The organism is Duganella aquatilis, from assembly GCF_009674565.1.
GTDB classification, from domain to species: domain Bacteria; phylum Pseudomonadota; class Gammaproteobacteria; order Burkholderiales; family Burkholderiaceae_D; genus Rugamonas; species Rugamonas aquatilis.
The window spans coordinates 35,145-46,087 of sequence record NZ_WKJL01000037.1 but is presented as its reverse complement, the minus strand read 5'-3'; the positions used below and the strand labels follow the sequence as shown (position 1 = coordinate 46,087).

Here is a 10,943-nt window from a genome sequence, read left to right as displayed (position 1 = left end):
CCAACGCGGCGGCGGTGCCGCTGCCGCCGGCCAGCGTGGCAGTCGGCGATCCGACCGCCATGCTGCGCCGTCGTCCCGACATCCGCGCCGCCGAGCGCACCCTGGCGCAACGCCAGGCGCAGATCGGCCAGGCGCAGGCGGCGCGCTTTCCCAAGCTGTCCCTGATGGGACTGATCGGCATCGGCGGCACCCACGTCAGCGACCTGACGCACCTGGACGATTACTCCGCCATCATCGCGCCGCAACTGAGCTGGAATGTGCTCGACTTCGGCCGGGTGAATGCGAATATCGAGCAGTCGCAAGGCGTGCGCGATGAAGCCGAGGCGCAGTACCGCATTGCCGTGCTGGGCGCGCTGCGCGATGCCGAGGATGCGCTGTCGCGCTTCCGCCAGCGCCGCACGAGCGTGGCGACCATCGCCCGCGCCAAAGCCACCGCCGACCGCGCGGCCGTGCTGACCGCCGCCCGCCAGCGCGCCGGCACCGCGAGTTTGATCGACGTGCTCGATACCGAGCGCCAGCAACTGACGGCGGAGCAGAATCTGGCGCAGGCGCAGGCGGCGCTGACCAACGACTTCATCGCCCTGCAAAAGGCGCTGGGATTGGGCTGGCGCGGCTCCTGACCGGCTAAACTTTATAATTGCGGTTTTCGCTTATTGCAAAGTATAGATATGGATGATGAAAATCCTTCGGCGAGCGCAGGTTCACGCAAGCTCCGCACGGATGGCGCGCAGGCGCGCAGCCGGATACTCTCCGTGGCGCTGAACCTGTTTGTCGCCAAGGGTTATCACCGCACCTCGGTGCGCGATATCGCCGGCGAGGCCAACGTCAACACCGCCGCCATCCGCTACTACTTCGACGATAAGGTCGGCCTGTACCGCGCCGCGCTGTACGAACCGGTGCGCGAAAAAATGAACGACGAAGGCGCGCCGTTCGACGAAGCCGGCCTGAGCATCGAAGAATCGATGCTGCGCTTCGCCCGTTCGCGCCTGCTGCCGCTGGGGCAGGGCGAAGCCATCATGTTGAGCGTGCGCCTGCGCATGCGCGAATCGTTCGAGCCTACCGGCTTGCTGGACGACGAGCGCTACAAGGCCGAACAGGAGCAGCGCCTGCTGCGGGTGCTGGAACGTGCGCTGGGTGTGCCGACCAGCGATCCCGACCTGTTGGCGCTGGCCTTTTCGATCCGTGCGCTGGTGGCGTACTCCTACCTGAGCCGCGAGCAAATCTGCAAGGCCGATCCCCACCTGTTCGATAGCCCCGAGGGCCTGGCGGCCTGGGCCCAACGCATGGCCGATTACGCCTGCGCGATGGTCAAGGTCGAACGTGAGCGTCGCAACGTGCAAAAATAGTTGTAGACGACTGGTCTATTCGGTGCTAAAGTGTCTTCCATGAACACAGCAACCACCACCGAACCGATTGATGTCCGCGAGAACATCCTGGCGACCGGCCAACGCATCATGGCCGGCAAGGGATTTTCCGCGGTGGGTCTGAACGAGATCCTCACCGGCGCCGGTGTGCCCAAAGGTTCCTTCTACCATTACTTCGGTTCGAAGGACGCGTTTGGCGAGGCTTTGCTGGACAGTTATTTTGTGGATTACCTGGCCGATCTGGACCGCACCCTGGCGCAACCCGGCCAGAACATGGCGCAGCGCCTGATGCGTTATTTCCAGGTCTGGCAGGAGACGCAGTCGTTCCTGGACTGCCAGGGCAAATGCCTGGCGGTGAAGCTGGCGGCGGAAGTGGCGGACTTGTCGGAAGCCATGCGCTTGTCGCTCAAGCGCGGCACCGCCGGCATCGTCAGCCGTCTGGCGGCGGCGATTGAAACCGGCGCGGCGGAAGGCTCGCTGACCATCGACGCCGATGCCGAGAGCACGGCCAGCAGCCTGTATCAGCTTTGGCTGGGCGCCAGCGTGATGGTCAAGATCAGCCGCAGCACGCAGCCGTTCGACACGGCGCTGTTGACCACGCATCAAATTCTCCACCTCCCCCAGTAAAGGGGCGGTGGAACCGGAGCATTTCCATAGGAGATGCTTTTTTTTGCCAAGTTTATAGACGACTGGTCTACTAATGGCGCGAATGTTTAACTTTATCAAAGGAGTATCACCATGAAAAAAGTACTGATGGTTCTGACCTCGCACGACAAACTGGGCAACACCGGCCGCAAAACCGGTTTCTGGCTGGAGGAGCTGGCCGCGCCGTACTACGCCTTCAAGGACGCCGGCGCGCAGGTGGTGCTGGCCTCGCCGCTGGGCGGTCAGCCGCCGCTGGATCCGAAGAGCAACGAGCCGTCGTTCCAGACCGAACTGACCCGCCGCTTTGAAACCGATCCGGCCGCCACCGCGCAACTGGCCGCCACCGTGCGCCTGGACAGCGTCAACCAGGCTGACTTCGACACCGTGTTCTACCCAGGCGGCCACGGCCCGCTGTGGGATCTGGCCGAAGACCGCAATTCGATCGCGCTGATTGAATCCTTCATCGCCGCCAACAAGCCGGTGGCGCTGGTCTGCCACGCGCCAGGCGTGCTGCGCCACGTGAAAACCGCCGCCGGCCGTCCACTGGTGGAGGGCAAGAAGGTCACCGGCTTCACCAACACCGAAGAGGACGCGGTTGGCCTGACCAACGTGGTGCCATTCCTGGTCGAGGACGAACTGAAGGCCAAGGGCGGCGTGTATTCCAAGGGCGAGGACTGGGGTTCCTACGTTGTCAGCGACGGGCTGCTGATCACCGGCCAGAATCCTGCCTCGTCGGCCGCTGCCGCCGCGCTGTTGCTGCAACGCCTGGGCTGATCATGAAGAACACCGCATTGCTGGCCCCCGTCAAGCTTGGGCCGTACACCCTGAAAAACCGCATCGTGCTGCCGCCGCTGACGCGCCAGCGCGCCGGCCAGCCCGGCGATGTGCCGACCGAGCTGATGGCGCTGTATTACCGTCAACGTGCCAGCGCCGGTTTCATGGTCACCGAAGGCACGCAGATCGAGCCGCGCGGCCAAGGTTATGCCTGGACGCCGGGCATCTACAGCCCGGAACAGATCGACGGTTGGCGCAAGGTCACCGAGGCGGTGCACGCCGAAGGCGGCGTGATCTTCGCGCAGCTGTGGCACGTCGGCCGCGTATCGCACACGGCCTTGCAGCCGGACGGCGCTGCGCCCGTCGCCCCATCGGCGATTGCGGCGGACAAGGCGAAAGCCTTCATCGAAACCGGGCCGGGCGCCGGCACGCTGGTGGCGCCGTCGATGCCCAAGGCGCTCAGCGCCGACGAGATCGGTGAACTGGTGGCGCTGTATGCGCAGGCGGCGCGCAACGCGCTGGCCGCCGGCTTCGACGGCGTCGAGATCCATGCGGCCAATGGCTACCTGGTGAACCAGTTCATTTCGACCCACGCCAATACCCGCACCGATGAATATGGCGGTTCGCTGCAGAACCGCCTGCGCTTCCTGCGCGAAGTGGTGCAGGCGGTGGCCGGGGTGGTGGGGCCGGAACGGCTGGGCGTGCGCTTCACGCCGCTGTTCACCAGCACCGAGGAGGACCGCGTGTACATCGGCTTCGTGGAAGACGATCCGCACGAAACCTATATCGAAGCGGTCAAGGTGCTGGAGCAGGTGGGCGTGGCCTACCTGTCGATCGCCGAAGCGGATTGGGAAAACGCGCCCGATCTGCCGGAGGATTTCCGGCGCGCGGTGCGGCTGGCCTACAGCGGCCGCATCATGTACGCCGGCCGCTACACGGCGGAACGCGGCAACCGCCTGCTGGATGCCGGCCTGGCCGACCTGATCGCGTTCGGCCGCCCGTTCATCGCCAATCCGGATCTGCCGGCGCGGCTGGCGAACGGCTGGCCGCTGAATCCGCTGAACGCGGCAACGCTGTACGGCGGCGCCGAGCAAGGACTGACTGACTACCCGGCATATGCCAACTAATTGAATTTTTTGAGGAGCATAAAAATGAATGCAATCCGCCTGGTTTCTGCAGCACTCGCACTGGCTTTCGCCGCCTTGTCGCCGATGTCGGCCATCGCCGCGCCGGTCAAGAACATCGTTTTGGTCCATGGTTTTTTCGCTGACGGCTCCGGCTGGCAGGGTGTCGCCAACATCCTGCTGAAGGATGGCTATAACGTCACCGTGGTGCAGCAGCCGGAGACCTCGCTGGCCGAGGACGTGCAAGCCACTACCGCCGCCATCGACGCCATGGACGGCGACGCCATCCTGGTCGGCCATAGCTACGGCGGCATGGTCATCACCGAGGCCGGCGCCAACGCCAAGGTGGCGGGCCTGGTCTACGTTGCCGCGTTCCAGCCTGCGGTGGGCGAGAGCCTGCTGGATCTGGTCAAGCAGATGCCGCCGGCCAGCCATGCGATCAAGCCAACCGCCGACGGTCATCTGTACTTCGACCCGGCGCTGTTCCACGCCGACTTTGCCGCTGATGTGTCGCCGGCTGAAGCGCGCTTCATGGCCTTGTCGCAGGTTCTGCCTTCCGTTAAAACAGCCGGTGCCGCGGTGACGCAGGCCGCGTGGAAAACCAAGCCGAGCTGGGCGATCGTGTCGACCGCCGACCGCACCGTCAATCCCGAACTGGAACGCTTCATGGCCAAGCGTGCCGGCAGCAAGGTGTTGGAAATCGACGGCAGCCATGTCGCCTTTATCGCGCACCCTGCCGAGGTGGCGAAGGTGATCGAACAAGCCGCAGCCCGCAACTAGGCAGCAACGACCGGCGCCTCGCGGATGTAGTTGCCGCCTTCTGCCGTCGCCAGGATGAAGGCGGCCAGGTCGGCGCGCGACAGATGTCCGGTCAGCCCGGGACGCAAGGCGGCGCCGACGCGGTAACGCCTTTGCGCCTGGCCATTGGTCAGCGCGGGCGGACGCACCAGCGTCCAGTCGGTATCGCTGTCGCGCACCAGCAGTTCCATGCTGTCCTTGTCGCGCATCTTGTCGGCGATCACGCTGCGCACGAAGCGGATGAACCACGTCACGGTGCTGGTCTCCAGGGCGCCGTAAGCGCTGAGTGCGATCAGCCGCCGCACACCGGCTACCTGCATGGCTGGCAGGATGCAGCGCACGCCGTCGGTGCAGATGGTGGCTGGCGCGCCTTTGCGTGAACCGAGTACGCTGATGACGGCGTCGGCGTTCTGCACGACCGCTTGCACGGCGACCGCGTCGTCAAAACCGCCAACGATGCGTGACAGGCGAGGGTGGTCGAGTGGCAGCCCGTCCGCACGGCGCAGCAGCACGCTGACGTCGTGGCCGGCGTCGAGCGCGAGTTTGACGAGATGGCGTCCGGTGGTGCCCGAGGCGCCGAAAATGGAAGCTTCATGCGGCGCTCCTTGCCAGTACCGCGAGGGCATTCGTCGCCAGGGCCGGCGCGCTGGCCAGCAGGGCGTCGCTTCCCGGATGCCACGGCGCGCCATGCAGATCGCTCACGCTGCCGCCGGCTTCGTTCACCAGCAGCGCACCGGCCAGCAAGCCCGAGCGCACCTGGCTGTATTGCCAGAAGATGTCCTGGCGGCCCGCCGCCACCTGAACCAGTTGCAGCGTCGACGGCACCGACACGCGCACCACCAGCGCCGCCTCAAGCATGGCGCTGACCGACTGCCCGATGCGGCGATAGGTGACGCTGCCTTCCTGCGGCATCGCCTGGCCGGTGCCGGCGACGGCGCTGTTCAACGCGGTTTTCTGCGACGCGCGAATCGGCTGGCCGTTCAGCCACGCGCCGGCGCCGCGCAAGGCGCTGTAGGTGTCGCCGCGGAGCGGCAGATGCACGGCGGTCAGCACCGGCTGGTTGTCACGCACCAACGTTGCGGTGACGCCCCAATCCGGCAGGCCATGGATGTGATTGATCGCGCCCTCCACCGGATCGGCCACCCACCATTCGCCGGGCGGCAGCGCGCCGAGGCCTTCTTCATCGTCGTCCCAGCGCGCGGCGGAATGTGCGGCCAACAGCGCGGCGCGCAGCACGGCCAGCGACACGGCGTCGTTGGCGGCGATTGCTGCGCCGATCTCGTCGCGGTTGGACGGACGTGCGCCGGCGTTGAAGCGCGCGGCAACTGCCCGCCCCGCTGCCTGCACGGCGGCGATCGTTTGCGCCAGCAGCGCGGTGTCGCCGGCGGCTGGACTCATGGAATTTTTGCTCTGGTTCATGGGAAAAATAGGCTTGACTAGGAGCAAAAATGATATGAGCATCTCCTGCCATGAACAACTCGCAATCCAGACCGGCCGGCGCGCGGCTGCTGAACCCGCGCAAACAGCCGTCCCAGGCCCGTTCCACACAAACCGTCGAGACCATACTTGAGGGGGCAGCTCACATTCTGGAACAGCGCGGACTGGATGCCTACACCACCAACGCCATCGCCGATCGCGCTGGCGTCAGCATCGGCTCGCTGTACCAGTACTTTCCGACCAAGGATGCGGTCACGGTGGCCCTGATCGAGCGCGAGCTGACCGATCTGGTGCGGGAAGCGACACAGGCCCTGGCGTTGCCGAACCGCGCCGCCGCGCTGCGCCAGCTGATCGAGATCGCGGTACGCCACCAGCTGCGCCGGCCCGCGCTGGCCGCGCTGCTGGATGTCGAGCAACGCCGGCTGGCGGCGCTGATGCCGAGTTCCGGCAACGCCACCGCCATGCGCGTCGCGCTGGCCAGCTTCCTGAGCGCAGCGACGCTGGCGCCGCAACTGGCCGCCTCCGAGCTGATGGCGATTGTCAGTGCACTAACAGATGCCGCCGGGCGACGCGGCGCGGTCGAGCCGGCTGCGCTGGCGGACCGTATCGAAGGCGCCGTGCGAGGTTATTTACAAAGCATCTCTATTGGGCAAGAACCAGTTTCATATTGATTTTCAAATTTCCAAGTGAGTTTCGTATCAGTTGTAACGGGATGTTCCCGAAGCTGGCGGACTGATAACGCTTATTTGCAACGTTTCTCGCTAAATGCCTGGATAAGAAAGCACTTTATTCGGTAAATAAATACTTTATAAATGAAAAATCCGGTAAAACGGCGTCAAGAACTTCGCTACAAGGGTGATTCTTAAAATTCCCTTAATGCTGCGCCCTTTTTACACTTGCGCGGCAAAAGTGAGGCTTTTTGTAAACGCTGTCGTTGGTGAAATCTTTCTCGCGTGTTGTGATACGAGCCGACCTTGACTACCCCTTTCAAGGTCAACACGAAGTCGCTAAGGCTCACACAACAAATCGGGAATTTATAATGACCAAAGAAACTGTTATCTCGCGCTCGCTGCGTCTGATGTTCTCCGGCACGGTCGCCTTCGGCGCCATCGCCGGCGCGCATGCGCAGACGGCGCCAGACGCACCCATCGCCCGCGTGGAAATCACCGGTTCGTCCATCAAACGTGCGCAAGTCGAAGGCGCGCTGCCGGTTCAGACCGTTACGCGTGAAGACATCGCCAAAACCGGCGTGACCAGCACCGAAGCACTGCTGGCCAGCATCACCGCCAACACCGCCGTCGGCGGCACCGTGAGCGCCCAGGGCGCCGGCGCCTCGACCTACGGCCTGGCCTCCGCCTCGCTGCGCGGCATTGGCGCCAGCAAAACGCTGGTGCTGGTCAACGGTCGCCGCCTGGCCAACTTCGCCACCGACGGCACTTCGGTCGACATCAACTCGATCCCGCTGGCCGCAGTGGACCACGTGGAAATCCTGAAAGACGGCGCTTCGGGCGTGTACGGTTCCGACGCCATCGGCGGCGTGATCAACTTCATCCTGCGCAACAACTACAACGGCGTCGAAGTGACCGGCTACGGCAGCGGCACCAAGGATGGCGGCGGCCGCACCACCAAGGCGTCGATCATTGCCGGCTTCGGCGACTTCGACGAAGACCGCTACAACTTCACCGTGTCGGCCGATGTCTCCAAAGACAAAGCCATCTACGGCAGCCAGCGCGGCTATGCCCGCGAATCGTGGAACAACAACGGCCTGCGCGACGCGTCGGCGACCCCGAGCGGCAACCTGAGCACCTTCGATCCGACCAAGACCCCGAATGCGGCTGGCGTGATCCCTAACTCGCTGGCCTCGCTGGGCGCCGGCCTGGGCAACCCGCTGAACAGCGGCGATTGCACCACCAACGGCAGCCAGTTCGATGCCAACACCGGCAGCTGCCGCTACAACTCGGCTGGCGCGGTGCCGCTGTTCCCGGACGTGGACCGCGCGAACGTGTCGGCCAGCTTCCGCTTCAAGCTGAACGAGCAGAATGAATTCTTCGTTGAAGGCTTCCACTCGGAACAGAAGACCACCACCACCGAACAGTCGTCGCCGTACAACGCGTCGTTCCTGTCGACCGACAGCGCATTCGGCACCGCCAATGTGTACCCGGCCATCATCCTGTCGCCGAGCAGCCCGTACTACCCATCGTCGTACCTGGCAGCCAACTACCCATCGGTGAACGGCCAGCCAGTGACCGTCAGCTACCGCGCCTTCGACGGCGGCGGCCGTTCGCACGACGACCACGCCAAGATGAGCCATCTGGTGATGGGCTTCCGCGGCACCGTCAAGGGTTACGACTATGATGTGGCGTACACCCACAACTCCAGCAACGTCAGCGAAGACACCATCTCCGGCTACCAGTCGCAGCTGGCGCTGGTCAAACTGCTGAGCAACAACAACGCCTTCAATCCATGGGCTGCCACGCAGTCGCCGGAACTGGCCAAGCAGATCTACGCCACCAACTACGTTGGCAACATGATCAACTCGACCCTGAGCAATGACGCGCTGAACGCACGCATCTCGGGCGACCTGTACCAGCTGCCGGCCGGTATGGCCAAGTTCGCAGTGGGCGCGTCGATCACCGACGAGAAGCTGGACCTGAACCCGTCGGCGGCTTACCAGTCGGGCGACATTTCGGGCTACGGCGGCCAGACGCTGCCGCTGTCGGCATCGCGTAACTCGTCGGCGATCTTCGCCGAGCTGAACGCGCCGATCCTGAAAAACCTGGAAGGCGACCTGGCAGTCCGTACCGACCGCTACCCGAACGCCACCGCGACCAATCCGAAGGTCAGCTTCCGCTATCAGCCACTGCAACAAGTGCTGCTGCGCGCTTCCTACGGCCGTGGCTTCCGCGAAGCGGCTCTGCCTGAGCTGAACAACCCGCAGACCCTGGGCACCAGCGCCACCTTCACCGATCCGAAAACCGGCACCAATGGCCAGTTCAACGTGCTGACCGGCGGTAACCCGAACCTGAAACCGGAAAAATCGGAGCAGACTTCGGTGGGTATCGTGATCGATCCGATCCCAGGCGCGTCGATCGCGATCGACTACTGGAAGATCAACGTCAACAACCTGGTGACCACGCTGAACCCGGAGTTCATCGTCGAACAAGGTCAGACCAACCCGCTGTACGCTGGTCTGGTGCAACGTGATTCGGCTGGCAACATCACCCAGATCACCAGCACCAACCTGAACGCAGGCGGCCTGAAGACCGCTGGTGTGGACGTCGATGCCCGCTGGACCATCGCCAAGACCGCCAACTACGGCACCTTCGGCACCCGTCTGAACGGCACCTACACCACCAAGTACGATATGACGCTGCCTGACGGCACCGTGCAGCAGAGCGTAGCGCGCACCATCGGCGCCGACGGCTCGCCGCTGAACGCCGTGGCCAACGGCGGCATCATCTTCCGCTGGAAGCATCAACTGGCGTTTGACTGGAAATACCACAACTGGGGCGTGAACCTGACCCAGAACTTCCAGTCGGGCTACTACGATGCCGCTCGCGCGGACTCGGCTACCGGTACCGATGCAGTGCACGTTGGTGCGTTCTCGACCTGGGATACGCAAGTGGCGTACACCGGCATCAAGAACCTGACCCTGCGTGCCGGCGTGAAGAACCTGTTCAACCGCGCGCCACCGGAAATCATCGGTCTGGGTACCTACTTCCAGGCTGGCTATGATCCAACCTACTACGATGCACACGGCGCCACCGGCTACGTGTCGGCCAGCTACAAGTTCTAAGCTGTAGCGATCGTCCCTGAAGCCTCCGGCAGCAATGCCGGGGGCTTTTTTTTATTGTGCCAGCAGATAATCGATCAGTACGCGCACGCGCATCGGCACGCGGCGACCGGCCGCATAGACGATGTTGAGCGGCAGCCGTTCCGGTTGCAAGGCCGGTAGCAGCACCTGCGCCTGGCCGTTGCGGATTTCCTCGGCCAGCAGCCAGCGCGGCGCCTGCGCGATGCCCAGGCCGCACAGCACGGCGGCGCGGACGTGTTCGGCGTCGCCGGTCAGCAGCGCGCCGCGCGGCAGGTAGGACGTGGTTTCCGCGCCGGTGCCGAAGCGCCACGGATAGCGCTCGCGTCCGCGCGCGAAGACGATGCAGGTGTGCCGGTCCAGATCATCGAGTGTGGCCGGCGTGCCATGTGCCGCCAGATAGGCCGGGCTGGCCGCCAGCACGAAATCCGTGTCCGACCATTTGCGCGCGGTGAGCGTGGAGTCCAGCAGGCGGCCGTGGCGGATGGCGATGTCGATGCCTTCCGCCAGCAGGTCGACCGGCCGTTCGGACACCGAGACTTCCACCGATACCTGCGGATAGCGCTGGAAGAATCCGGCCAGCAGCGGCGTCACGCACAGCCTGCCGTGGCCGGGCGCGGTGCTGACCCGCACCAGGCCGCGCGGCGATTGCTGGCGGTCGCCCACCGACGACTCCACCGCGTCAAAATCGTCGATCAACTGCTTGGCCGATTCGTAGAACGCTTGCCCGGCCTCGGTAATGACGACGTTGCGCGAGTTGCGCAACACCAGCTGCGCGCCGAGGTGGCGCTCCAGCGCGGCAATCTGCTTGCTGACGGCCGGCTGGCCGATGCCTTCCTCGCGCCCGACGGCGGAAAAACTGCCGCATTCCACCAGCCGGACAAACAGGCGCATGGCATCCAGTCGATCCATTTCGTTTGCTCCATCCATTCCAAAGTGGAATCGATGGTATGTCGCCAGCCTGCGTTTCGTCAATCGATGAGGTTTCCT

General features: G+C 64.3%; 11 protein-coding genes. 8 read left to right on the top strand and 3 right to left on the bottom strand.

Annotated features, from left to right (window positions below; all coding sequences use genetic code 11):
• The 6 genes from GJ698_RS28335 to GJ698_RS28310 all read left to right on the top strand — a co-directional run.
• Window positions 1-620: TolC family protein (locus tag GJ698_RS28335; RefSeq protein WP_166454959.1), on the top strand; the 620-nt coding region annotated here is incomplete at its 5' end.
• 132 nt (window positions 621-752) lie between these two features.
• A complete protein-coding gene (locus GJ698_RS28330) occupies window positions 753-1,346 on the top strand; it encodes a TetR/AcrR family transcriptional regulator (RefSeq protein WP_166454958.1) in 594 nt (197 codons plus the stop codon).
• A gap of 39 nt (window positions 1,347-1,385) precedes the next feature.
• Window positions 1,386-1,991, top strand: coding sequence for a TetR/AcrR family transcriptional regulator (locus GJ698_RS28325; RefSeq protein WP_154361195.1), 606 nt, complete (start codon window positions 1,386-1,388; stop codon window positions 1,989-1,991).
• A 111-nt stretch (window positions 1,992-2,102) separates the two neighbouring features.
• Complete coding sequence (locus tag GJ698_RS28320) at window positions 2,103-2,783, top strand: type 1 glutamine amidotransferase domain-containing protein (RefSeq protein ID WP_154361194.1); 681 nt, start codon at window positions 2,103-2,105, stop codon at window positions 2,781-2,783.
• Between the two features lie 2 nt (window positions 2,784-2,785).
• Window positions 2,786-3,910: an alkene reductase gene (locus GJ698_RS28315; RefSeq protein WP_154361193.1), complete on the top strand. Its 1,125-nt coding sequence runs from the start codon at window positions 2,786-2,788 to the stop codon at window positions 3,908-3,910.
• A gap of 24 nt (window positions 3,911-3,934) precedes the next feature.
• Entirely contained in the window at window positions 3,935-4,687 is a 753-nt protein-coding gene (locus GJ698_RS28310; protein WP_154361192.1) for an alpha/beta fold hydrolase, read from the top strand.
• On the opposite strand, the gene GJ698_RS28305 is transcribed toward GJ698_RS28310, so the two are convergent.
• Window positions 4,684-5,331 carry an NAD(P)-dependent oxidoreductase gene (locus tag GJ698_RS28305; protein ID WP_166454957.1) on the bottom strand — a complete coding sequence of 216 codons (648 nt, stop codon included), beginning with the start codon at window positions 5,329-5,331 and terminating at the stop codon, window positions 4,684-4,686. The genes GJ698_RS28310 and GJ698_RS28305 overlap by 4 nt on opposite strands.
• Window positions 5,297-6,103, bottom strand: coding sequence for an inositol monophosphatase family protein (locus GJ698_RS28300; RefSeq protein ID WP_154361190.1), 807 nt, complete (start codon window positions 6,101-6,103; stop codon window positions 5,297-5,299). The genes GJ698_RS28305 and GJ698_RS28300 overlap by 35 nt, the downstream gene beginning before the upstream one ends.
• A gap of 71 nt (window positions 6,104-6,174) precedes the next feature.
• Here GJ698_RS28300 and GJ698_RS28295 point away from each other — a divergent pair, with 71 nt between their 5' ends.
• Window positions 6,175-6,813 (top strand): TetR/AcrR family transcriptional regulator, encoded by a 639-nt coding sequence (locus GJ698_RS28295; protein ID WP_154361189.1) that lies wholly within the window; start codon window positions 6,175-6,177, stop codon window positions 6,811-6,813.
• Window positions 6,814-7,181: 368 nt separating this feature from the next.
• Window positions 7,182-9,938: a TonB-dependent receptor gene (locus tag GJ698_RS28290; protein ID WP_154361188.1), complete on the top strand. Its 2,757-nt coding sequence runs from the start codon at window positions 7,182-7,184 to the stop codon at window positions 9,936-9,938.
• Between the two features lie 51 nt (window positions 9,939-9,989).
• On the opposite strand, the gene GJ698_RS28285 is transcribed toward GJ698_RS28290, so the two are convergent.
• Window positions 9,990-10,865 (bottom strand): LysR family transcriptional regulator, encoded by an 876-nt coding sequence (locus GJ698_RS28285; RefSeq protein WP_154361187.1) that lies wholly within the window; start codon window positions 10,863-10,865, stop codon window positions 9,990-9,992.
• Window positions 10,866-10,943 lie beyond the last annotated feature (78 nt).